The organism is Bradyrhizobium sp. 14AA, from assembly GCF_054185205.1.
On the sequence record NZ_JAVAYM010000022.1, the window covers coordinates 18,874 to 40,508 of the forward strand.

The 21,635-nt window shown below is 65.6% G+C and carries 21 protein-coding genes and 1 pseudogene; 15 read left to right on the forward strand and 7 right to left on the reverse strand.

What is annotated here, in order from left to right; genetic code table 11:
• Positions 1 to 165: 165 nt before the first annotated feature.
• The 5 genes from RAD15_RS31570 to RAD15_RS31590 all read left to right on the forward strand — a co-directional run bounded on the left by RAD15_RS31570 (position 166) and on the right by RAD15_RS31590 (position 6,163).
• Positions 166 to 1,254 carry a mandelate racemase/muconate lactonizing enzyme family protein gene (locus RAD15_RS31570; protein WP_458182275.1) on the forward strand — a complete coding sequence of 363 codons (1,089 nt, stop codon included), beginning with the start codon at positions 166 to 168 and terminating at the stop codon, positions 1,252 to 1,254.
• A gap of 194 nt (positions 1,255 to 1,448) precedes the next feature.
• Positions 1,449 to 2,597, forward strand: a complete 1,149-nt coding sequence (locus RAD15_RS31575) for an amidohydrolase (protein WP_458182277.1) — start codon at positions 1,449 to 1,451, stop codon at positions 2,595 to 2,597.
• A gap of 257 nt (positions 2,598 to 2,854) precedes the next feature.
• Positions 2,855 to 4,288 (forward strand): sodium:solute symporter family protein, encoded by a 1,434-nt coding sequence (locus RAD15_RS31580; RefSeq protein ID WP_458182279.1) that lies wholly within the window; start codon positions 2,855 to 2,857, stop codon positions 4,286 to 4,288.
• A complete protein-coding gene (locus tag RAD15_RS31585; protein ID WP_458182281.1) occupies positions 4,285 to 5,478 on the forward strand; it encodes a sialidase family protein in 1,194 nt (397 codons plus the stop codon). Before RAD15_RS31580 ends, RAD15_RS31585 begins: the two co-directional genes overlap by 4 nt.
• Positions 5,479 to 5,482: 4 nt before the next feature.
• Positions 5,483 to 6,163, forward strand: coding sequence for an SDR family NAD(P)-dependent oxidoreductase (locus RAD15_RS31590; RefSeq protein WP_458182282.1), 681 nt, complete (start codon positions 5,483 to 5,485; stop codon positions 6,161 to 6,163).
• Positions 6,164 to 6,379: 216 nt separating this feature from the next.
• Here the strand turns inward: RAD15_RS31590 and RAD15_RS31595 are convergent, their stop codons facing one another.
• Positions 6,380 to 7,198, reverse strand: coding sequence for an alpha/beta fold hydrolase (locus tag RAD15_RS31595; RefSeq protein WP_458182283.1), 819 nt, complete (start codon positions 7,196 to 7,198; stop codon positions 6,380 to 6,382).
• A 449-nt stretch (positions 7,199 to 7,647) separates the two neighbouring features.
• On the opposite strand from RAD15_RS31595, the gene RAD15_RS31600 reads away from it, so the two are divergent.
• Entirely contained in the window at positions 7,648 to 8,571 is a 924-nt protein-coding gene (locus RAD15_RS31600) for a LysR substrate-binding domain-containing protein (protein ID WP_458182284.1), read from the forward strand.
• Positions 8,572 to 8,644: 73 nt separating this feature from the next.
• Here RAD15_RS31600 and RAD15_RS31605 read toward each other — a convergent pair.
• The 4 genes and pseudogenes from RAD15_RS31605 to madL form a co-directional block, all read right to left on the reverse strand.
• Positions 8,645 to 8,846 (reverse strand): annotated as a pseudogene (locus tag RAD15_RS31605) (hypothetical protein); the annotation flags it as partial.
• Positions 8,847 to 8,864: 18 nt separating this feature from the next.
• Positions 8,865 to 9,560, reverse strand: a complete 696-nt coding sequence (locus tag RAD15_RS31610; protein ID WP_458182285.1) for a GntR family transcriptional regulator — start codon at positions 9,558 to 9,560, stop codon at positions 8,865 to 8,867.
• A complete protein-coding gene (madM, locus tag RAD15_RS31615; protein WP_458182286.1) occupies positions 9,561 to 10,325 on the reverse strand; it encodes a malonate transporter subunit MadM in 765 nt (254 codons plus the stop codon).
• A complete protein-coding gene (madL, locus tag RAD15_RS31620) occupies positions 10,322 to 10,756 on the reverse strand; it encodes a malonate transporter subunit MadL (RefSeq protein WP_183259649.1) in 435 nt (144 codons plus the stop codon). Before madL ends, madM begins: the two co-directional genes overlap by 4 nt.
• A 194-nt stretch (positions 10,757 to 10,950) precedes the next feature.
• Here madL and mdcA point away from each other — a divergent pair, with 194 nt between their 5' ends.
• The 8 genes from mdcA (at position 10,951) to RAD15_RS31660 (ending at position 18,174) form a co-directional block, all read left to right on the forward strand.
• Positions 10,951 to 12,597, forward strand: coding sequence for a malonate decarboxylase subunit alpha (gene mdcA / locus RAD15_RS31625; RefSeq protein WP_458182287.1), 1,647 nt, complete (start codon positions 10,951 to 10,953; stop codon positions 12,595 to 12,597).
• Positions 12,598 to 12,607: 10 nt separating this feature from the next.
• Positions 12,608 to 12,925: a malonate decarboxylase acyl carrier protein gene (gene mdcC, locus RAD15_RS31630; RefSeq protein ID WP_458182289.1), complete on the forward strand. Its 318-nt coding sequence runs from the start codon at positions 12,608 to 12,610 to the stop codon at positions 12,923 to 12,925.
• The gene (locus tag RAD15_RS31635) at positions 12,922 to 13,836 is read left to right on the forward strand and encodes a biotin-independent malonate decarboxylase subunit beta (RefSeq protein WP_458182290.1); all 915 of its coding nucleotides are present in this window, start codon (positions 12,922 to 12,924) and stop codon (positions 13,834 to 13,836) included. The genes mdcC and RAD15_RS31635 overlap by 4 nt, the downstream gene beginning before the upstream one ends.
• Complete coding sequence (gene mdcE, locus RAD15_RS31640; RefSeq protein WP_458182292.1) at positions 13,823 to 14,557, forward strand: biotin-independent malonate decarboxylase subunit gamma; 735 nt, start codon at positions 13,823 to 13,825, stop codon at positions 14,555 to 14,557. Before RAD15_RS31635 ends, mdcE begins: the two co-directional genes overlap by 14 nt.
• Positions 14,550 to 15,197, forward strand: coding sequence for a malonate decarboxylase holo-[acyl-carrier-protein] synthase (mdcG, locus tag RAD15_RS31645; RefSeq protein ID WP_458182294.1), 648 nt, complete (start codon positions 14,550 to 14,552; stop codon positions 15,195 to 15,197). Before mdcE ends, mdcG begins: the two co-directional genes overlap by 8 nt.
• A complete protein-coding gene (gene mdcB, locus RAD15_RS31650; RefSeq protein ID WP_458182295.1) occupies positions 15,194 to 16,042 on the forward strand; it encodes a triphosphoribosyl-dephospho-CoA synthase MdcB in 849 nt (282 codons plus the stop codon). Before mdcG ends, mdcB begins: the two co-directional genes overlap by 4 nt.
• Entirely contained in the window at positions 16,042 to 16,968 is a 927-nt protein-coding gene (locus RAD15_RS31655; RefSeq protein WP_458182297.1) for an acyltransferase domain-containing protein, read from the forward strand. The genes mdcB and RAD15_RS31655 overlap by 1 nt, the downstream gene beginning before the upstream one ends.
• A 72-nt stretch (positions 16,969 to 17,040) precedes the next feature.
• Entirely contained in the window at positions 17,041 to 18,174 is a 1,134-nt protein-coding gene (locus RAD15_RS31660) for a caspase family protein (RefSeq protein WP_458182298.1), read from the forward strand.
• Positions 18,175 to 18,274: 100 nt separating this feature from the next.
• Here RAD15_RS31660 and RAD15_RS31665 read toward each other — a convergent pair whose 3' ends face one another.
• The gene (locus tag RAD15_RS31665; RefSeq protein WP_458182300.1) at positions 18,275 to 19,462 is read right to left on the reverse strand and encodes a CaiB/BaiF CoA transferase family protein; all 1,188 of its coding nucleotides are present in this window, start codon (positions 19,460 to 19,462) and stop codon (positions 18,275 to 18,277) included.
• A gap of 264 nt (positions 19,463 to 19,726) precedes the next feature.
• Between RAD15_RS31665 and RAD15_RS31670 the strand changes: the two genes are divergently transcribed.
• Entirely contained in the window at positions 19,727 to 20,614 is an 888-nt protein-coding gene (locus RAD15_RS31670) for a hypothetical protein (protein WP_458182301.1), read from the forward strand.
• 117 nt (positions 20,615 to 20,731) lie between these two features.
• Here the strand turns inward: RAD15_RS31670 and RAD15_RS31675 are convergent, their stop codons facing one another.
• A complete protein-coding gene (locus RAD15_RS31675; protein ID WP_458182303.1) occupies positions 20,732 to 21,631 on the reverse strand; it encodes an MBL fold metallo-hydrolase in 900 nt (299 codons plus the stop codon).
• Positions 21,632 to 21,635: the final 4 nt, after the last annotated feature.

The following is a 21,635-nucleotide window of genomic DNA, read 5'->3' on the forward strand; positions in this document are numbered from 1 at the left end:
CTCGTAGGGTGGGTTAGCCGTGCAGATGCGCAACGCGCATCTGCTCGGCGTAACCCACCAACGCCTCTCACCGCGGATGCAGAAGTGGTGGGTTACGCCAGTGGCTGCGCTTCGCACAGCCACTGGCTAACCCACCCTACGAAGAAGAAAAAACAGGGAGGCCACATGCCAGGCATCGCAGAGATCGAATCCGGGCTCTACCGGATCCCCCTCCCGGTCACGCTCTCCGACTCCACGCATGGCGAGATCGCGGCGTTCGAGCTGATCACCTGCCGCGTCCGCGATGTCGATGGCGCCGAAGGTGTCGGCTACACCTACACTGTGGGACGCAACGGCGGTGCGACCGCCGATATCCTGAAGCGCGAGATCCCGCCGCTGGTCGAAGGACGTGAGGCCGACGACACCGAAGCGATCTGGCATCACGTCTGGTGGGGCCTGCATTATGGCGGGCGCGGCGGGCCGGCGGTGCTGGCGCTGTCCGCGCTCGACATCGCGCTGTGGGACCTGAAGGCGCGGCGCGCCGAACTGCCGCTGTACCAGTTGCTCGGCGGTTTCGATGCGCACGTGCCGTGCTATGCCGGCGGCATCGACCTCGATCTCTCCGTCGAGGCGCTGCTGAAGCAGACCGACGGCAATCTCGCAAAAGGCTTTCGCGCCATCAAGATGAAGGTCGGACGACCCGACCTCAAATCCGACGTCACCCGCGTCGCCGCGATGCGACAGCATCTCGGCGACGGCTTTCCGCTGATGGCGGACGCCAACATGAAGTGGACGGTCGAGGAGGCGATCCGCGCCGCCCGCGCCTTCGTGCCCTACGACCTCACCTGGCTCGAAGAGCCTGTTATCCCCGACGACGTTGCGGGCCACGCGCGGATCATGCAAGCAGGCGGCGTGCCGATCGCGGCCGGCGAGAATTTGCGCTCGCTGTGGGAGTTCAAGAACTACATCGTCGCGGGCGCGGTGTCCTATCCCGAGCCCGACGTCACCAATTGCGGCGGCGTCTCCGCCTTCATGAAGATCGCGCGGCTGGCGGAGGCGTTCAACCTGCCCGTCACCAGCCACGGCGCGCACGACATCACCGTGCACCTGCTCGCGGCCTGCCCGAACCGCTCCTATCTGGAGGCACACGGCTTCGGGCTGGACACATACATCGAGCATCCGCTGGTGCTCGAGGACGGCAAGGCGCTGGCGCCGTCGCGGCCGGGCCACGGTATCAGTTTTGACTGGAAGGGGCTGGCGAAGCTGGCGGCGTAGAACTCCGTCATGCCCGGGCTTGTCCCGGGCATCCACGTTCTTGGCGCCGTGAGAAGACGTGGATGGCCGGGACAAGACCGGCCATGACGATTGAGAGAGCTGCTTTGCACGCGAGGCATTCCAAGGCGCTTGATGCGGGGCGCGGATAATCCGCTATGGTGGCGGCAGCCGACACCTTGCGAGAGAGTCCCGCCTTGACACCCGAACTGCACCAGAAACTGACCGCGTGGCGCCGGCACCTTCACGCGCACCCCGAACTGTCCCTCCAGGAGAAGGCGACCGCCGCCTTCGTGCAGGACAAGCTCGCCGAGCTCGGCATTCCCTTCGAGGCAGGCATCGGCGGCCACGGCATCGTCGCGACATTGGCACGCGGGTCCGCGCAGGGCCGCGTCGGCCTGCGCGCCGACATGGACGCGCTGCCGATCACTGAGGATACCGGCCTGCCCTATGCCTCGACGACGTCAGGCGTGATGCATGCCTGCGGCCATGACGGGCACACCGCCTCGCTGCTCGGCGCCGCCGCGCTGCTCGCCGCCGACACCAGCTGGAGCGGCACCGTCGACTTCATCTTCCAGCCGGCCGAGGAAGGTTACGGCGGCTCGCGCGCGATGGTCGCGGCCGGACTGTTCGAACGCTTTCCGATGAGCCGCGTGTTCGGCTTCCACAACTGGCCGGGCCTTCAGGCCGGCACCATCGCGGTGCATGACGGCGTCGTCATGGCCTCCGGCGGGCGCGTCACCATCACCATCGAAGGTCATGCCGGCCACGCCGGCATGCCGCATCTGACGCGCGATCCCGTGGTGGCCGCCGGCCATCTCATCGTCGCGCTGCAATCGATCGTGTCGCGCAGCGTCGATCCGCTCGACACCGCGGTGCTCTCGCTGTGCACGATCGAAGGCGGTACTGCGCCGAACCAGATCGCCGGACGCGTGACCATCCGCGGCACGTTGCGGTTTCATCGCGAGGCGATCAAGGACATCATCCTCGACGGCATCGCGCGGACCTGCGCCGGAATTGCGACCAGCTTTGGCGTCAAGGTCACGCCTGACATCGCCATTGGCGTCGGCATCGTGATCAACACGCCTGACGAGGCGGACCTCGCGCGCATCGCCGCGCAGAAGGTGCGGGCCGAGGTGCGGCGCGACCTCGCGCCCAGCATGGCCGGCGAGGATTTTGCCCACTATCTCCAGCAGCGGCCCGGCGCGTTCGTCTGGATCGGCAACGGCGAATTGCGCGACGGCGCCGAGCTGCACGGCCCGCGCTACGATTTCAACGACGCGATCCTGCCGGTGGCCTCGAGCTGGATGGCCGAAGTCGCCAGGACGGCGCTGAGCGCGAACTGATCGGGACAGCACGGCGCCACGGCCGGACCTGATCGCGCAATTGCATCGCGACAGGTTCCTCCCGGCAACCCTCTGAACAGGCTCCAGCAATGCCGGCCTGCGGGACGTTCTCGCCGCGGGTTCGCGCGCGCGTGCTTGACGCAAGGCGCCCGGACAGGTCTAATGATTTTAAAGAACAATTGTTCGCATTCCGAACATCGCGAATTGGACAGAGCGGGCTCACAACACCGCGTCCGTCACCAGAGGAAACGTCAACGATGCAAACCATCCTCAACGGTGGGAGCACGCTCATCATCACGATGATCGTCGCCTACATCGCCTTCACCTCCTGGCTCACGCTCAAGCTGCGCAGCCGGACCAGCGAACAGTTCATGACCGGCGCGCGCGCGATGCCGGCCGTCGTCGTCGGCGTGCTGATGATGTCCGAATTCGTCGGCGCCAAGTCGACCGTCGGGACCGCGCAGGAGGCGTTTCAATCCGGCATGGCCGCAGGGTGGGCCGTGCTCGGCGCCTCGATCGGCTTTTTGCTGTTCGGCCTGTTGATGGTGAAGAAGCTCTACAATTCCGGCGAATACACCATCTCGGCGGCGATCGCGCAGAAATACGGCAAGTCGACCATGCTGACGGTGTCCGTGATCATGATCTACGCGCTGCTGCTCGTGAACGTCGGCAATTACGTCAGCGGCGCGGCTGCGATCGCCACCGCGCTGCATGTCAGCCTGCCCGTGGCGATGTGCGTCATCGCGGTCGTCTCCACCTTCTACTACGTGTTCGGCGGGCTGAAGGGCGTCGCCTGGGTGACCATCCTGCACAGCGCCTTCAAGGTCGTCGGCATCATCATCATCTTCGCGGTCGCGATGTCGCTGACCGGCGGGATTGCGCCGATGCAGGCCAAGCTGCCGGCACACTATTTCAGCTGGGACGGCAAGATCGGCTTTGCGACCATCTTCGCCTGGACCTTCGGCACGGTCGGCGCGATCTTCTCGACGCAGTTCATCGTCCAGGCGATCTCCTCGACGCCGAGCGCCGACGACGCGCGCAAGGCGACCTTCTATGCGGCCGCGTTCTGCCTGCCGCTCGGCTTCCTGCTCGCGCTGATCGGCGTCGCCGCGAAATATCTCTATCCCGACATGAACAGCCTCTATGCGCTGCCGGTGTTCCTGGAGAAGATGCCGCCGCTGGCCTCGGCCTTCGTGACGACCTCACTGGTCGCCTCGATCTTCGTCAGCGTCTGCACCGTTGCGCTCGCGATCGCCTCGCTGGTGGTGCGCGACTTCTACGTCCCCTATTGGAAGCCGACGCCGGAGCGCGAGCTGAAGATGACCCGCGTGTTCTCGGTGGTGATCGGCATCGTGCCGCTGGTGTTCGTGTTCTTCGTCCCGGAGATCCTGAAGCTGTCGTTCTTCACGCGCGCGCTGCGCTTGTCGATCACCATCATCGCGATGATGGGCTTCTACCTGCCGCTGTTCGCCAGCAATCGCGGCGCGACCGCGGGCCTGATCGGCGCGGCGGTCTCGACCACGGTCTGGTACATGCTCGGAAATCCCTTCGGCATCGACAACATGTACATCGCCGCAGCGACGCCGCTGATCGTGATGGCGATCGAGCGGCTTGTCCTGCCCCGCGCCTCGGCAGCCCCCGCGACGCCGGCGCCGCAACCCAACGCATTGATGGAAAGGACTTCGACATGATCGTCGATACCGAGATCGCCGCCGACGGCATCGTTCGCCCGGCCGCCGGCGATCCCGACCGGTTCGATGCCTTCATTCCCTCGCCCTGCGTGCAGAACCACGCCGCCAACCTGATGCCGCTCGCCAATGGCGATCTCGCCTGCGTCTGGTTCGGCGGCACGCAGGAGGGCATGTCTGATATCTCGGTGTATTTTTCGCGCCTGCCCCGCGGCGCCACGCAATGGTCTCGGGCCGAAAAGCTGTCCGACGACAGCGCGCGTTCGGAGCAGAACCCGGTGCTGTTTCCCGCGCCTGACGGCACGCTGTGGCTGATGTGGACGGCGCAACTCGCCGGAAACCAGGACACCGCGCTGATCCGCCGCCGCCTCTCCCGCGACCACGGCAAGAGCTGGGGCCCGATCGAGACGCTGTTTCCCGAGCATCGCGGCCGCGGCACCTTCATCCGGCAGCCGATCGTCGTGCTCGACAACGGCGACTGGCTGCTGCCGGTGTTTTATTGCCACAGCATGCCCGGCCGGAAATGGAACGGCGACGAGGACACCAGCGCGGTGAAGATCTCCTCCGATGCCGGCGCGACCTGGCGCGATGTCGACGTTCCCGGAAGCCGCGGTTGCGTGCATATGAGCATCGTGCGGCTCGACGACGGCTCGCTGCTGGCGCTGTATCGCAGCCGCTGGGCGGACAACATCCATCAGAGCCGCTCGACCGACCACGGCCGCAGCTGGTCGGCGCCTGTTGCGACCGTGCTTCCCAACAACAATTCCTCGATCCAGGTCACGCGGCTCGGCAACGGCCATCTCGCACTCGTGTTCAACGATTCCAGCGCAAAGGACGCGACCGACCGCCGCCTCTCGCTGTATGACGAGATCGAGGACGATCTGCCGCCCGTTCTCGCCGGCGACGGCAGCAAGGCCGACGGTCGCACCGCGTTCTGGGGAGCTCCGCGCGCGCCGATGACGCTGGCGATCTCCACCGACGGCGGGCGGAGCTGGACGAAACGCAACGTCGAGACCGGCGACGGCTATTGCATGACCAACAATTCGCGCGAGCAGACCAATCGCGAGCTGTCTTATCCGTCCGTCAAACAGACCGCCGACGGGGCGATCCACACGGCGTTTACCTTCCATCGCCGCGCGATCAAATATGTGCGCGTGAGCGAGGCATGGGTAACGCGCACCGTGCGAGACTGAGACGATGGACGTAAAGCCGCATGCGCTGGTCACCGGCGCCAGTTCAGGGATCGGCGCTGCGATCGTCGAGCGGCTGCTGCGCGACGGCTGGCGCGTCACCGGCATCAGCCGGCGGCCCGGGCCGTTCGACCATCCGGCTTTCGAGCACCTGTCGCTCGATCTGAGCGAGGTCGAGAGCATCGCGAGTGCCGTGGCCGGCATCGCACCGACGGCGCTCGTGCATGCCGCCGGCATGCTCAAGACCGGTCAGCTCGGATCGCTTAGCCATGACGACGGCGCGGCGATGTGGCGGCTGCATGTCGACGTCGCCGAACGCCTCGCCAACGCGCTGGCGCCGCGCATGACGCAAGGCGGCCGCATCGTCTTCATCGGCAGCCGCACCGCATCGGGCGCGCCCGGTCGCGGGCAATATGCCGCGACGAAAGCGGCGCTGGTGGCGCTCGCGCGGTCCTGGGCGAGCGAGCTCGCGCCGCGCGGCGTCACTGTCAACGTCGTTGCGCCCGCCGCGACCGAGACGCCGATGCTGAGCGATCCGTCACGCGCCAACGTCACGCCAAAGCTGCCGCCGATCGGCCGCTTCATTCGCGCAGACGAAGTCGCGGCCGCCGTGGCCTTCCTGCTCTCGGCGGACGCCGCCGCCATCACCGGACAGCAGCTCGTGATCTGCGGCGGCAGCTCGCTGTGAACTAGGGCGTGTGTGCTTCTAGGGCGTGTGCTCATGAAGCGACGAGCCGACTGATATCCGGTCAACTTCCAACACCGGACCAAGACCGGACATTCTCTGAGGTCGCAAATGGGCCAAAAGCGGCTGTCGTATACCGTCTCTTGAACTGGAAGGAGAGGCCGCCTTGCAAACGGCATCTCCTTCGTGCGGGAAGGCGATGATGGATGAGAGATGTCGTCAAGATCTGATGAACGAAAGCAGGTCGGGGTTGAGGACATCCCCATGCGTTGTCAGCATGCCGTGGGGGTAGCCGGGATAGGTCTTCAGCGAGCCGTTCTTGAGCAGGTCGACCGCACGCGGCACTGAACTTGCGAACGGGACGACTTGATCGGCCTCGCCATGCATCACCAGCACCGGCACGGTGATCTTCTTGAGATCTTCGGTATAATCTTCGAGCCAGGAGTCGACGGTTGCGTAATGAGCGAGGGCACCGCCGGCCATGCCTTGGCGCCACCAGTTCGCAATGATCGCCTCCGAAGGCTTGGCTCCATCTTGGTTGTAGCCGTAGAACGGATTCTCAGGGACGAAACGGTAGAACTCCGACCGGTTGCCTAGCACGCCTGCCCGGATCGCTTCGAACCACTCCGGCGGCTGTCCGGACGGGTTGTCCTTGCCCCGGTACATGTTCGGCGTCAGTGAAGCGACCAGCGCTGCCTTCGCGACGCGCTCCTGGTGGCGGGCGACATAGCGAGCCACCTCACCGCCACCTGTGGAGTGGCCGATGTGGATCGCGTCGCGCAGGTTGAGGTGTTCAGTCAGGGCCGCGAGGTCGGCAACCCAGTGGTCCATGTCGTTGCCGGTGCTGGGCTGGTCGGACCGGCCGTGGCCGCGCCGGTCATGGGCGATCACCCGGTAGCCGTGGCGAAGGAAGAAGGTCATCTGGGCGTCCCAGTCGTCCGCTGTCAGCGGCCAGCCGTGGCTGAAAACGATCGGTTGGCCTGAGCCCCAGTCCTTGTAGAAGATGTTTACGCCGTCGGTAGTCGTGATCGTGGGCATCGAGTCGCTCCATCTGCGCTGTTAGATCTTTGTTGAAAAGTTTGCGGACGGGGGGTCTAAAAAAGCAGACAGGCCCAAGCTGATCAGGCCACAGATCGCGCCCCCTGTCTTTCCAGAAGACACGACGTTCAGCGGCCTGGCCGGCGAGCCTTTGCCGTCGTAACACCCGATCGCCGACGCGTTATCGCCGAATCCGGCGCGGCGCTATTCGTCGCTCCTGCGCATTCGCGCGCGTTTCATTTTTGTCGAGGCCGTACTAAATTGCGATCACGCCGTGCCTATCGGCCTGGAGTGCTGGGATCACTTTGCTGAAGACCATACTATGCTTCGGCGGAGACATTGTTCGTTGTCCTTTTTTTGTTGAAGACTGCGAAACGGTAAATCCCTCTTTGGCTCCTGACCAAGACCTTGTAGGCTTCAAGCTATGCCTGGAAGATATACGAGGGATCATGGAGCTCCGGCACCTGCGCTATTTCGTTGCCGTCGCTGAAGAAGGCAGCCTGCTGAACGCCGCCGAACGGCGACTGAACACCTCCCAGCCGTCCTTGAGCCGGCAAATTCGCGATCTGGAAGCCGAAGTCGGCGTCCAGTTATTGGAGCGCCAGGCGCGAGGCGTGACGCTGACCGCTGCCGGTCGCGTGTTTCTCGATCATGCGCGGCTGGCGCTGCTGCAGGTCGAGGCCGCAACGGAAGGGGCCCGGCAGACGGCACAACCGCAAAGGCCCCTCCTCTCGATGGGCTTTCTCGTCGGGCTGGAGGTGATGTGGCTCCCCCAGTTGCTGCGCATCCTCCGCGAGGAAGCTCCCGATGTCGACGTGACGCTCAGCACGCAATCTTCGCCAGAACTCGCACTGGCATTGATGCGGGGAAAGCTGGACATCGCTTTCCTTCGTCCGGAGAAAGACAACGAGGGCGTCGTCTTCAAGATATTGGCGAAGGAGCCCTTGATTGCCGTGCTGCCGGCCGAACACCGCTTGGCATCACGGAAGAAGATTCGTCCGCAGGATCTCACCCGCGAGATCTATGTCAGCTCGGCAAGAACATCGCCGGTCTTGCAAGAGGTCATACAGAATTACACATCTCGGGTCGGCATTACCCTCAAGGCGAAGTATGAAGGCGAAAACATATCATCGGCCATGTCGCTCGTGGCTTCCACAGGCGGAATTAGCCTCGTCCCGCTCTATGCGCAGAATATGCTTGCACCGAACGTCGTCGCCAGAGCTCTCGAGGGCGGCACGCCCACGGTCGATCTGGCGTTGGGATACAATCGGACCAATCCGTCGCCCCTGCTCCGCCGTCTTTTGTCCCGCACCGATGAATTGGTAGCAAACGTTCAAAATCAGAGCATCATTCGCTACGTTGAAGCTGACTAGTAGCCGATGCGAGAGTCCGCTCCGGGTCAAAACCGGTAAAGCTCAAACCGAGTAGACCTGTTCCGTTTGGCCGTCAGCAGCCGACATTGCCTTGATCAGCCCACGCCCTGACACACGACTCGTCCAGAAGCTCCAGCAATTCCTCGACCCGCTCGAACGACGCATCCCGCATCGGGAATGTGACAGACGACGCGATCGCTGTCGCGCTGCAACGACTTCCCCTTGGACTTCCGTAGCCGTCCCGGCAGGAACGTCGCGGCCACTGCGCTTTGGCCGGAATTTTCTGCAGCGGATCAGTCCTCGCCGCCGAGACGATCATCGATGTAGCGCCGCAGCGCTGCGGCGGCGTTCAGCATATGCGCACGCATCCGGCGTGAGGCCGTCTCGCCGTCGCCTTCGGCGATCGCCTGCATGATCGCATCATGCTCGTCGCGGGACTTGCGGATGCGATCGCCCTGCCGCAATTGCGTGCGGCGGAAGGCGCTCAGCCGCGCACGGACGTCCTGCGCCTGCTCGGCCATGAACGAGTTGTGCGTCGCGCTGTAGATGCATTCGTGGAACACCCGGTTGAACGCATCATAGGCATCGACGTCGTTGGCCTCGACCATTGCCAGCGAGCCTTCGTGCAGCTCGATCAGGCGGCTGCGCTCGAGCGGCGTCATGCGATAGGTCGCGAGCCTGACGCACATGGCTTCCACCTCTGCGCTGGTCTCGAACATGTCCATGATCCGTTCGGGTGTCATGCGCGCCACGACGACCCCGCGACGCCCACGCACCTCGACGAGCCCACTGACGACGAGCTGCCGGAGAGCTTCCCGCACCGGCGTGCGGGAAGCCCCGAAGCGATCGGCAAGCTGCTGCTCTTCCAAAGCCGAGCCGGCAACGAGCGCACCGGACGCAATCTCGTCCGTGAGCGCATTGCGGATGCGATCGGAGAGGAGGCCGCCATCTTCTTCTGCTTCGGCTGCGACTTTGAACAGACCTGCCATTCAGCTTCCTATGATTGCGCGCACCGTGAAGTAGAGAATGGACGGTGCGGCCAGGCATCCAAGCCCAGTATGAAACGTCGCGGTCAATGCGCCGTAAGGCACCAGACGCCGATCGGTTGCCGCAAGGCCTCCGGAAACGCCGCTGACCGTCCCCATCAAGCCGCCGAACACCATTGCACTGCGCGGATTGTTGAGGCCGATCATCTTCGCAACGAAGGGCGTGCCGATCATCACGATCACCGCCTTGAATACACCGGTCGCGATCGAGAGCGCAATGACCGGCGATGACGCGCCGATCGCTGCCCCCGTGACCGGACCGACGATGTAGGTGACCGCGCCGGCGCCGATCGTCGTCAGCGATTCGGCATCAGTGTAGCCAAACGCCGCGGCGACGAGAACGCCCAGAATGAACGGAACGACCGTCCCCAATCCGAGCGCGACCGCACCGATCAGTCCGGCCTTGCGCGCATGGACGACATCGACCTCGAAGGCGGTGGCGACGATGGCGAAATCCCGCAGCATCGCGCCTCCCATCAGGCCGATCCCGGTCAACGCCGGCAGGTCGGCGACGCCCTTCTCGCCGCCGGTGGCGAGGCCCCCGAAAAAGGCCAGCACGAGACCCAGCATGATTGCGATCGCCGAGCCGTGAATGCGCCCGAAGGTGAGGTATTTCGAGATCGCCCCCGAGATCCACATCAGGATCCCGACAGCGGCAAATGCCGTGATCAGCGCATTGGCTGCGAGAATGTGAGAGATCATGGTCATCCGACCCTCCCGGACTTGAAGTGGGGCACATTCGCCTCGATCGCCTCTCGGGCCTCGATCTCGTCCATGGTCTCGACGCGGCCACTGAGCCGGCCGATCAAGGCCACCATCGCAAAACACACCGCGACCGCGCCGGCGCCCGCAATGACGACGATCGGGCCGCCTTTCGCCGCGGCGACGACGTTCTGCTGCGCGGCCATGGCGACCACGATCGGAATGTAGAAGCTGCCCCAGAACTCGACGCCGGTATTGAGCCCGCGGCTGAGCAGGCCGTTCCGCACCAGCCAGAGCCGGGCGGCGATCAAAAACATCATCGCAATGCCGACACCGCCGACATTGGCCTTCACACCGAGGGCAACGCCGAGCAGGTCGCCGAGCAGGCCCCCCAGCAGGGTGCAGATCGCGAGCAGAGCTACGCCGGAAATGGTCACGGGTGCCTCCCCTCTGCGAGCGGGGCGCGAGCCCCAGGATACGGGGCTTCTGTATGCATTCGCATCATAAATTCCCTCCTGTGTATGCGAAAGTTCCTCGCTTATAAGTTTGTGCATACACTAATTGACAGAGGAAGGCAATACGCATACATTCGACCCCATCGAAGACCAACTTCGCATGCCAAGGAGCTGAAATGAGCGATTGGGGTATGCAAAAGGCCGCCCTGGGCGAGCGCCTCGCGGCCGGCCGACAGCACGCCAAGGGAAAGGTCGTCCCGATCCCCACCCTCCCCGCATTTCTGAAGGCGGTGATCCGGTCAGGCGACCGGGTGTGCCTGGAGGGCGATAATCAGAAGCAGGCCGACATCCTCGCCGCGGCGCTCGCGAACCTGGACGCTCGGGATGTCCACGACCTGCACATGGTGCAGTCGGGCGTGGTGCTGCCCTCCCACCTCGACATCTTCGAGAAGGGCATCGCGCGGCAGCTCGACTTCTCCTATTCCGGCCCGCAATCGGCGCGCATCGCGCGCATGCTGTTCGGCGGCAAGATCGAGCTCGGCGCGGTCCATACCTATCTCGAGCTGTTCGCGCGCTACTTCATCGACCTCACGCCGAACGTCGCGCTGATCGCGGCGGTCAGCGCCGACAAGGACGGCAATCTCTATACGGGGCCGAACACCGAGGACACGCCGACGGTGGTCGAGGCGACCAGCTACAAGAACGGTCTCGTCGTGGCGCAGGTCACCGAGATCGTCGACAAGGTGCCGCGCGTCGACATTCCCGGCGACCTCGTGCATTTCGTGGTCGAGGCCGGCCGCCCCTTCTATGTCGAGCCGCTGTTCACCCGCGATCCCGCCGCCATCACCGAGACCCAGATCCTGACGGCGATGCTCGCCATCAAGGGCATCTACGCGCCCTACGGCGTGCGCCGGCTCAACCACGGCATCGGCTTCAACACCGCCGCGATCGAGCTGCTGCTGCCGACCTATGGCGAGAAGCTCGGCCTGAAGGGCAAGGTCTGCACCCATTTCGCGCTCAACCCGCATCCGACGATGATTCCGGCGATCGAATCCGGCTGGGTCGAGCAGATCCATTGCTTCGGATCGGAAGTCGGCATGGAGGACTACGTCGCCGCGCGCTCCGACATCTTCTTCACGGGCTCCGACGGCTCGCTGCGATCGAACCGCGCGTTCTGCCAGACAGCGGGCCTCTATGCCTGCGACATGTTCATCGGTTCGACGCTGCAGATCGACCTCGAAGGCCATAGCTCGACGGTGACGACCAGCCGCATCGCCGGCTTCGGCGGCGCGCCCAACATGGGCTCTGATCCGCGCGGCCGTCGCCATCCGAGCGAACCCTGGCTCAAGGCCGGCGCCGAAGCCGATCCCGATTCCAGCGCCGCGCTGCGCCGAGGCCGCAAGCTCGTGGTGCAGATCGGCGAGACCTTCGGTGACAGCAACGTTCCGCTCTTCGTCGAGCAACTGGATGCGCTCGAATTGGCGCGCAAGCTCGACCTCGATCTGGCGCCGGTGATGGTCTACTCCGACGACGTCACCCACATCGTCACCGAGGAAGGCATCGCCAACCTCCTGATGTGCCGCAGCAAGGACGAACGCGAGCAGGCGATCCGCGGCGTTGCCGGCTACACCGACATCGGACGCGCGCGCGATGCCAAGCTGGTCGAGCAGCTCCGGCAGCGCGGCGTGATCCGCCGCCCCGAAGATCTCGGCATCGATCCGCTCGACGCCGACCGGCGCCTGCTGGCCGCGCGCTCGATCAAGGACCTCATGCTGGCCTCCGGCGGCCTCTACCGCCCGCCCAGCCGCTTCCGCAACTGGTGAGGAGTTTTGCATGGAAAAGCTCAGCTTCAAACTGACTGCACCCCAATCCGCCGGCGGCACCCGCGCGCAGGCGATCGTCGGCGTCGTCGCCTCCGGCAATCTCGAAGTGCTGCTGGAACGCAGCGTCCCGGCCGACACCTGCACGATCGACATCGCAACCGCCGCCCACGGATTCGGCACGGTGTGGGACGCCGTCGTCCGCGACTTCGTCGCCCGCCGCTCTGCCGGGGGCTTGCGCATCTCCATCAATGACGGCGGCGCCCGGCCCGACACGGTCGCGTTGCGCCTTGCCCAGGGCGTCCGCAAGATCGAGGAGCCGGAACGATGACAGCCGTCACAGCCAATGACGTCTCGCTGAGCTGGTACGAGGCGAGCGCCCGGCAGCGCATCGACGCGCTGGTCGATGCCGGCAGCTTCTCCGAATTCATCGGCCCGGAGCTGCGCGAGATCAGCCCGCATCTTTCGATCTTTGACCTGCCGGCGCAGTTCGACGACGGCATCGTCATCGGCCGCGGCCGCCTGGACGGCGCGCCCGTGCTCGTTGCCGCGCAGGAGGGACGCTTCATGGGCGGCGCCTTCGGCGAAGTCCACGGCGCAAAACTCACCGGCCTGCTGCGCGCAGCCCGCGCGCTCAAGCAGGACCTGCTGATCCTGTTCGACACCGGCGGCGTGCGGCTTCAGGAGGCCAATGCCGGCGAGCTCGCGATCGCGGAGATCATGCGCGCGGTGATCGAGGCGCGACGCGCCGGCGTCAACGTCGTCGGCCTGATCGGCGGCCGCGCGGGATGCTACGGCGGCGGCAGCCTGATCGCCGGAACCTGCTCGAAGCTGGTCATCTCCGAGCAGGGGCGGCTCAGCGTCAGCGGTCCCGAGGTGATCGAGACCAACAAGGGCATCGAGGAATTCGACTCGCGCGACCGCGCGCTGGTCTGGCGCACCATGGGCGGCAAGCACCGCTACCTCATCGGCGGCGCCGATGCCTTCGTCGACGACGAGGTGCTGGCGTTTCGGCAAGCCACGATCGATGCGCTCAAGGCCGGCAGAGGATGCGACGCGGCGGTTCTCGAGGCTGAACAGGCGCGCCTCGAGCGGCGGCTGCAGCGTTTTGGCGAGGCCGAGGACGCCGTCGAGATCTGGCAGGCACTCGGCATCGACAATCCGACCGATGTTCCCGCACTTCCGACCGGCGCGTTCCTTCGCGCCGCTGCCAACAGGGAGAACGCCGATGACGCTCGATGACATCCTGGCCGGCCTGTTCTCGAACGGTGCCGAGATCGAGACGACCGGCGCGATGATCGCGGGACAGGCGACGCTGCCCGACGGCGGACCGATCCACGTGCTCGGCGTCACGCAAGGGCAGCCGCTCGGCGTGGACGAAGCCATCGTGCTCGCGGGGCGCGTGATCGAGATCGTCAAGTCAGGGGATCGGGCGCCGATCCTGCTGCTGGTCGATTCCGCCAGCCAGCGCATGAGCAAGCGCGACGAGCTGCTTGGCCTCAGCGAGTATCTGTCGCATCTCGCCAAGACGCTGCTGCTGGCGGAAGCCGAGGAACACCGCACCGTCGGCCTGCTCTATGGCGGCAGCGCCGCCGGTGCGTTCATTGCGACCGCGCTTGCGACCGGCACGCTGGTGGCGCTGCCCGGCGCGCATCCCGCGGTGATGGACCTGCCGTCGATGGCGCGGGTCACCAAGCTTCCGATCGACGTCCTCAAGGCCAAGGCGGAGACCACACCAGTGTTCGCGCCCGGGCTCGACAACATGGTGAAGACCGGCGGCATTCACGCCGTCTGGGATGCGGATGCGCCGTTGGCGCCGCAGCTTGCCGCCGTGCTGCGGCGGCCACAGCGACAGGATGATCGCGGCCGGCTCGGCGCTGAGCGCGGCGGACGGCGGAAGGCCGCCGAGCTTGCCGAGCGCGTTGCACGCGCCGCCTCACCTCATGGAGCGCGACATGGCTGAAGCCCTCGCGCGCCACAGCATGGTGAAGACCTCAGTGGCCGGATGGAGCGCGGTGATGAACCGCTATCCCGAACTTGCGAGCGAGCCGATCGTCGCGGGCTGGGCACATGCCGGCCGTCCGCTCGTCGTCCGCCGGCCGGCCTGCAGCGATACCGCGGGCCTCGTTCCGCTCGGTCTGCCGCTTCCCCCGAGCCACGGCAAGCGGCGCATTGCGGTCTCGCTCGCCATAGCCGATATCGTCGCGTCCGCTCCGCCGCCGTTGCTCGCCGACGCCGCAGCAGCAGCGCCCGCTTCCTGGCGCGCAACGATCGAGAAGCTCGTCCAGCTTCTGCCGGAGACCCGCACCTATGGCAGCGTGGCCTGGCAGCACCTCACCGGCCTGCCCTATCTCACAGACAGTTCGGATCTCGACCTGCTCTGGCCGCTGTCGTCGGCGAAGCAAGCCGAAACTCTGTTGTCCGACATCGCGGGAATCGCGAAGCAAGCGCCGATGCGACTGGACGGCGAGATCACGGGTCCGGCCGGCGGCGTTCAATGGCGCGAGCTGACCGGCACTGACGCGGACGAAATCCTTGTGAAGGGCGAGGCAGGCGTCACCACGACAACGCGCGCGGCCTTCCTCGCAGGTCTCGTGTCATGACCGTTGCGCTCCGATGGCAATCACGGCCGGAACGCGCGCTTCCTGCGCAGCAGCTCGGCCATCTCGCTTCGCTCGCTCTGAAGCTCGAAGTCGAGACCTATCCGAAGCCGGGGCTCGTCAGCCATGTCGACAACGGCGCGCATCGCGACATGGACGCTGCGCTGTTGTGCCGGAGCGCCGAGACCCTGATGCCGTTCTTCGGCGAGCTCGCCGCCGCGGGCGCCGAGGGCGCCGGCATGAACCGGCTGCGCGCGATCGGCGTTGCCGCCGAGCGCGCGATGCTGGCCGCGACGGATGGCGTGAACACGCACCGCGGCGCGATCTTCGGGCTGGGTCTGCTCTGCGCCGCGGCCGGCTATCGCAATGCCGTCGGCTTTCGCAAATCCCTCGGCCGGCTGGTTTCGGAGCGTTGGGGCGACGACATCCTGTCCGGCCCGGTATCGCTGCGCAGCCATGGCGCCGTTGCCGGGCGGCGCTACGGCGCCGGCGGCGCCAGGGCGGAAGCTGCCGACGGCTTTCCGTCGGTCTATGATATCGCCCTGCCCGCGCTGCATGCGGCGCGCAAGCTTGCGCCCCATGACGAGGAAGCCGTGCGCGTCCAGACCTGCATGAGACTGATCGCCGAAGTCACCGACACCAACCTGCTGCATCGGGGCGGGCCCGAGGGACTGCGCTTCGCGCAAGAGGGCGCCTCAAGCTTCCTTGCCGCCGGCGGCGTCGGGTCTCTAGGATGGCGCGGGCGCGCGGCCGAGATTCATCGAGCGTTCGTGGCGCGCAATCTCAGCCCCGGCGGCTCGGCAGACCTGCTCGCGATGGCGCTGTTCGTCGATCGGCTGGAGGTCTGATGCTGGCCCTGCTCTGCGGCGGACAAGGTACGCTCTCGGACAAGATTTTTGATCTTGTCGCGGAGCAGCCCGCTGCGGAGCCAGTGTTTACCGCAGCGACGACATTTCTCGGTGTAGATCCGCGGGAATTCATCAGGATACGGGGCGCGGACGAACTCTCCGCCAATCATTCCAGCCAGATCCTCACCGTCACATCGACGCTCGCGATCCATGCCTGCGTTGCGGACCTGCTGACTGAGGAGACTGCCGTCACCGGCTATAGCGTCGGCGAGATGGCGGCGTGGAGCATTGCGGGAATCTGGACCGCCGACGAAGCCTTGCGGCTCACGGATATTCGCGCTCGGCTGATGGAAGAAGTCGGTGGAACGGATGGCCGCCTTGGTTACGTCCGCGGACTCGACCAGGCTACGCTTGAAACTCTCCTTGCAAAACATCGCTGCGAGATCGCGATCCGGAATCCCGACCTTCTTGTCGTCATCGGAGGCGCAGAGCGGGACGTCATCGCGCTTTGCGACGAGGCCGCCAGGGACGGAGCCCGCGCGGGCCTTCTCGCCGTGAAGATCGCGTCGCACACGACAAGGCTCGAACAGGCCTGCACACCTCTGCAACAGGCACTCGACGCCAGCAGGCGCGCGCCCATCGCAGGCCAGCGCGTGCTGCTTGCCGGCGGTGACGGCGAACGCATCTTCGCGGTCGCAGGTGCCACGGCGAAACTGGCAAACCAGGTCGCGCATCCCATCGATTGGGCGACAACGCTGGAGGCGCTCGCGGAGCTTGGCGTCACCGGGGTGCTGGACCTCGGCCCGGGACATGCGCTGGCCGAGATGATGCAGTCCTCTCAGCCGTCCATGCGCTGCTACGCCGCCGACGGATTTCGCACCATCGACGGCCTGAGACACTGGATCACGTCCGCATCCCCTAGATGATCCGCGGCTTCGTCGTGGCGACCCCGGATCGGCTGCGCTAGGATACGTCCGGTTCCAGCCAGCGAGATTCAGATGCACCGACGCGCGTTTGTTTCGGGATTGACCCTTGCGATCCCGTTCGCAGGCCTGGTCGCGAGAAGCGCCGCGGCGGAGGGCAAGCGCGTCGCGCTGGTGATCGGCAACGGCGCCTACAGGAACGTGCCGACCTTGCTCAATCCACCCAAGGACGCCCGCGACATCGCCGCGGCGTTGCAGCGGCTCGGCTTCGCCGTCCAGGTGATCACCGACGCCGGCTTCGACGAGATGCGTCGCGCCCTCATTGCATTGGGGCGCGACGCCGCCGGTGCCGACATGGCGACCGTGTACTTCGCCGGCCATGGCATGGAGATCAACGGCGAGAACTGGCTGATCCCGATCGACGCAGAGCTGAAGAGGGACATTGATGCGGCCAACGAGGCCGTCAGCATGCAGAGCGTGATGCTGCAGGTGTCCAACACCACGAGCCTCGGCCTCGTCATTCTCGACGCCTGCCGCAACAATCCGTTTGCCGCCAGGATGAACCGCTCGATCGCGACGCGCGCGAGCCCGCGCGCCGGGCTCGGCCGCATCGAGCCCGTCGGCAATGTTCTCGTCGCCTATGCCGCGCGGGACGGCACCACGGCGCTCGACGGCGACGGCCGCAACAGCCCGTTTGCGGCGGCGCTGCTGCGCAATATCGAGACGCCCGGCCTCGAAGTCACCTTCATGTTCCGCAACGTGCGCGACGAGGTGATGGAAGCCACCGGCAACGAGCAGCAGCCCTTCGTCTACGGCTCGCTCTCGCGCAAGGCGATCTATCTCGCCGGCGGCCCACCGGGCACCGCCGAGGTGGCGGCCGTGGTCTCCCCACCGTCACGCGTGCCGACGATCTCGGCGATCGATCCCGCATTGGTGGGCACGTGGGAGATCATGGTGCCGAACCGCCGTGGGCAGTCGCGCTGGATCTGGCAGATCATGAGTGACGGCACCTACAAATTTCACGCCGAGCCGCAGCGGTCGGCGCGCGCGCACGAGGGCACGATCACTGCTGCAAATGGCCGCTGGACCCTGCACGCCCTCAGGGGCCTGTCGGGTTACAGCGACGGCGGCGCCTACGAGATCCGCGACGCGCTGGCGATGATCACGGGCAAACTCGGCACCGGCGCCTGGAAACGCAGCGCGGAATGACGCGCCGCGGCGCGCGCTTTGAGTTGTTGATTGAGCATGATCTTTTCGGAAAACCGCTGCACACTTTGCGCTGCGCGGCCGTTCCGGTCCGGATCATGCTCTAGATGATGCCGCCTTGCCGGAGCGCCGCGATTGCCGCCTTGTCGTAGCCGAGCTCGGTCAGCACAGACTCGGTGTGCTCGCCGAGCGTCGGCGCGCGTGTTGCGATTTCGCCCGGCGTTTCCGACAGCCGGACGGCGGCGCGCGTCACCGGTGCGGGTTTTGGCAGGCCGGGATAATCGACGTCCTGCATGAAGCCGGCGGCACGGATGTGCGGATGATCCAGCGCCTGTTGCGGGCTGAGCACGGGGCCGGTCGGAATCATCGCTTGTCCCAGCGTGTCGACGGCCTCCTGCGTGGTGCGCTCGGCGCACCAGCGCGCCATGCGCTCGCTGATAACAGGGCCGTTATTGCCGCGGCTGATGTCGTCGGCAAAGCGCGGATCCTTGAGCCAAAATTCCTCCTCGCCCATCAGCCGTGCCCAGCGCTTGAACAGCGGGTGGCCCGTGACCTGGCACAGCACCCAGCCGTCCCTGGTGCGGTAGATGTCGGCGGGCGCGGCGGTCTGGCCGAGGTTTCCGGTCGGCACGCGGTTGACGTTGATGACGGCCTGCTCGATCAGCGTGGCATTGGTGAAGGACAGCGCGGTAGCGAGCAAGGCGCCTTCGACGATCTGGCCGCGCCCGGATTTGCCGCGCTCGATCAGAGCTGCGAGCGTGCCGAACGCGCAATGCAGCGCCGTTCCGAAATCCACCCAGTTCACCGCGGCCCGATACGGCGGATCTCCGGCGCCGGTCATGTACACCGAGCCCGACATGACCTGCCCGACGCCGTCGAAGCCGACGCGATCGGACCAGGGGCCCGGCCCGCCGAACGCGGTGGCCGTGGTCAGGATGATGTCGGGCTTGATCGCCTTCAAGGACTCGTAGTCGAGCTTCATCGCGCGCAGGGTCTGCGGCGGCAGATTGGCGACGACGACGTCCGCGGTCGCGATCAGGCGGCGCATCACCTCCTGGCCTTCCGCCTTCATCGGATCGAGCGTGACGCATTTCTTGTTGCGGTTGACCTGAAGGAACAGCGCGCCCTCGCCGCCTTCACCGACCGGCGCCACGAAGCGATCCTCGCTGCCCTCGCGCTTCTCCACGCGAATGACCTCGGCGCCGAATTCGGCCAGCAATGTCGCGCAATAGGGCCCTGCGATATAGCGCCCGAAATCGAGGACGCGCACGCCCTCCAGAACTCCCCGCATCGATCTCTTCCCTGGTGTTTTCATCAGATTACAGGGAACGGTTGCCACGGCAAGGTCGCAATGGACATTGCACCTCGCCCGCAAGTTTTGATCGGCGAGCTGTTTCGGCTGGCGGAAATTCTGCTCTTGAGCGCCGTTCCTATGGAGTCGGAACGACCCTCGAGATTCTCATTTTTGACGCGTTTTCTTTCCGCGAACCGGTCTCCACTTCGCTTGAAAACGCTCTAGTATGACCTGTCTGTCCCCTCACCAGAGCGAACACCCATGCCGCAACAATTCGACCGATCCGCAGAAGATCTCGGCAACGCGATCCATTTCGAGCACGTCAACATCCAGGTTCCGGACCAGCGCCTCGCCACCCTGTTCTACGTCGCAGGGCTTGGCCTCACCCGCGATCCCTATCTGATGGTGTCCGACACCAACATGTGGATCAACGCCGGACGGAGCCAGTTCCATTTGCCGAGCGGCAGGGCCCAGGTGCTGCGCGGTCATGTCGGGCTGGTCATCGAAGGGCGCGAGGCGCTGCTGGCGCGGCTGGCGTCGGTCGCGAAGAAGCTCGAGGGCACGGCATTCACCTTCGCCGAGCGCAACGACCATGTCGAGGCGATCTGTCCCTGGGGCAACCGCCTGCACGTCTACGAACCTGACGCGGCGCGCTTCGGGCGCATCGCGCTCGGCATCCCCTATGTCGAGTTCGACGTGCCGATGGGATCGGCGCGGAGCATCTGCGCCTTCTATCCTGAAATCATGGGCATGCCGTCCGATCTGTGGAATGGCGACGGCACCGTCGCCGCCGTGAAGACGGGCCGCAACCAGCATCTGTTGTTCCGCGAGACCGATCGGCCGCAGGGCGACTATGACGGGCACCATGTGCAGATGTACATCACCGATTTCTCGGGCCCGTATCGCAAGCTCCTGGCGCGCAAGCTCATCTCGCGCGAGGACAATCAATACCAGTACCGGTTCTGCGACATCGTCGATCTCGACAGCGGCAAGCCGCTGTTCACCGTCGAGCACGAGGTGCGCTCGGCGACGCATCCGATGTTCATGCGGCCGATGGCCAATCGCAATCCGGCGCTGAACAACCGCAACTACGCGTTTGGTCACGACCAGGCGTCCTGGGCGATGGGGCCGGACCAGTACGAGGGATAGGACGCGGCAGGGACGCAATGCAGAATGTCGGCGCCGGGCGGCGCCATTCTGCGACATGGCGATCGAGCCGGAAGGGGCGACCGCAAATGCGAGCCGCCCTCAACCGTCATTGAGACCTCAGCCCCACTTCATCTCGCCCTTGGCGACCTTGGAGCCGATATCGAGCGCGACGCCCATGCCGAGATTCGGGAAGCGCGCTTCCATGGCGGCCTTCAGCGCGGCGCTGTCGGCGGCCTTCGCAAGCTCGTCGTCGAAGGCGAGCAGATACTTCTTCGTGTGCTCGATGGCTGAGAGATCGACGGCGACGCCCGGTGCCATGTGGCCGGGGACGACGACGGACGGCTTGCGGGCCGCGATCTTGTCGAGGTTGGCGACCCAGGCTGCGCGCTGCTCCCTGGTCGGCGTATCGGCGGTCCAGACATGCACGCCGGAGAAGATCATCACGCCGCCGAACACGGCATTCAACGACGGAACGAAGAGATAGCGGCGGTTGGCGAGACCTTCGGCGTCGACGATTTCGATTGCCTCGCCGTCAACCGCAAGAGAAGCCCCGTCGAATGCTTCCGGCAGAACGACGTCGGCAAGCGTCTGCGGACCGTTCTCCTTGAGCTGCGGCCCCCAGACGGCGAGCTTCTTCTCCACATTCGCCTTGATGGCCGCGAGCGTCGCGGACGCCGCCAGCACCTTGGCATTCGGGAAAGCTTCGCGCACCGGCTTCAGGCTGAAATAATAGTCCGGATCGGACTGGCTGATATAGATGGTCGTGAGCTTCTTGCCGCTCGCCTTGATCGCCTCTGCGAGCGCGCGTCCGTCCGGATAGGAGAAGCCGCCGTCGATCAGCACCGCCTCGGTCGGACCGGAAAGCAGGACGGGCGCACGGAAAAATCCGTTGGGACCAGCGGGAAAATGCTTCCAGCTCAGCTTGGCCTCCGCGGCATGGCCGACATCTGCGGGCGCGAATACCGCGGCGGCACCCGCGGCAAGGCTGGTCTTCATGATCTGTCTCCTCGACAACATTGCT

Excerpts from the sequence above, each read along its gene's own strand:
- RAD15_RS31585 (WP_458182281.1), top strand. The coding sequence starts at position 4,285 with ATGATCGTCGATACCGAGATCGCCGCCGACGGCATCGTTCGCCCGGCC.
- madM (WP_458182286.1), bottom strand. The coding sequence starts at position 10,325 with ATGACCATGATCTCTCACATTCTCGCAGCCAATGCGCTGATCACGGCA.
- RAD15_RS31590 (WP_458182282.1), top strand. The coding sequence starts at position 5,483 with ATGGACGTAAAGCCGCATGCGCTGGTCACCGGCGCCAGTTCAGGGATC.
- RAD15_RS31600 (WP_458182284.1), top strand. The coding sequence starts at position 7,648 with ATGGAGCTCCGGCACCTGCGCTATTTCGTTGCCGTCGCTGAAGAAGGC.
- mdcC (WP_458182289.1), top strand. The coding sequence starts at position 12,608 with ATGGAAAAGCTCAGCTTCAAACTGACTGCACCCCAATCCGCCGGCGGC.
- RAD15_RS31610 (WP_458182285.1), bottom strand. The coding sequence starts at position 9,560 with ATGGCAGGTCTGTTCAAAGTCGCAGCCGAAGCAGAAGAAGATGGCGGC.
- mdcA (WP_458182287.1), top strand. The coding sequence starts at position 10,951 with ATGAGCGATTGGGGTATGCAAAAGGCCGCCCTGGGCGAGCGCCTCGCG.
- RAD15_RS31635 (WP_458182290.1), top strand. The coding sequence starts at position 12,922 with ATGACAGCCGTCACAGCCAATGACGTCTCGCTGAGCTGGTACGAGGCG.
- mdcG (WP_458182294.1), top strand. The coding sequence starts at position 14,550 with ATGGCTGAAGCCCTCGCGCGCCACAGCATGGTGAAGACCTCAGTGGCC.
- mdcB (WP_458182295.1), top strand. The coding sequence starts at position 15,194 with ATGACCGTTGCGCTCCGATGGCAATCACGGCCGGAACGCGCGCTTCCT.
- RAD15_RS31675 (WP_458182303.1), bottom strand. The coding sequence starts at position 21,631 with ATGTTGTCGAGGAGACAGATCATGAAGACCAGCCTTGCCGCGGGTGCC.
- RAD15_RS31595 (WP_458182283.1), bottom strand. The coding sequence starts at position 7,198 with ATGCCCACGATCACGACTACCGACGGCGTAAACATCTTCTACAAGGAC.
- RAD15_RS31670 (WP_458182301.1), top strand. The coding sequence starts at position 19,727 with ATGCCGCAACAATTCGACCGATCCGCAGAAGATCTCGGCAACGCGATC.
- mdcE (WP_458182292.1), top strand. The coding sequence starts at position 13,823 with ATGACGCTCGATGACATCCTGGCCGGCCTGTTCTCGAACGGTGCCGAG.
- RAD15_RS31580 (WP_458182279.1), top strand. The coding sequence starts at position 2,855 with ATGCAAACCATCCTCAACGGTGGGAGCACGCTCATCATCACGATGATC.
- RAD15_RS31570 (WP_458182275.1), top strand. The coding sequence starts at position 166 with ATGCCAGGCATCGCAGAGATCGAATCCGGGCTCTACCGGATCCCCCTC.
- RAD15_RS31655 (WP_458182297.1), top strand. The coding sequence starts at position 16,042 with ATGCTGGCCCTGCTCTGCGGCGGACAAGGTACGCTCTCGGACAAGATT.
- RAD15_RS31660 (WP_458182298.1), top strand. The coding sequence starts at position 17,041 with ATGCACCGACGCGCGTTTGTTTCGGGATTGACCCTTGCGATCCCGTTC.
- RAD15_RS31665 (WP_458182300.1), bottom strand. The coding sequence starts at position 19,462 with ATGCGGGGAGTTCTGGAGGGCGTGCGCGTCCTCGATTTCGGGCGCTAT.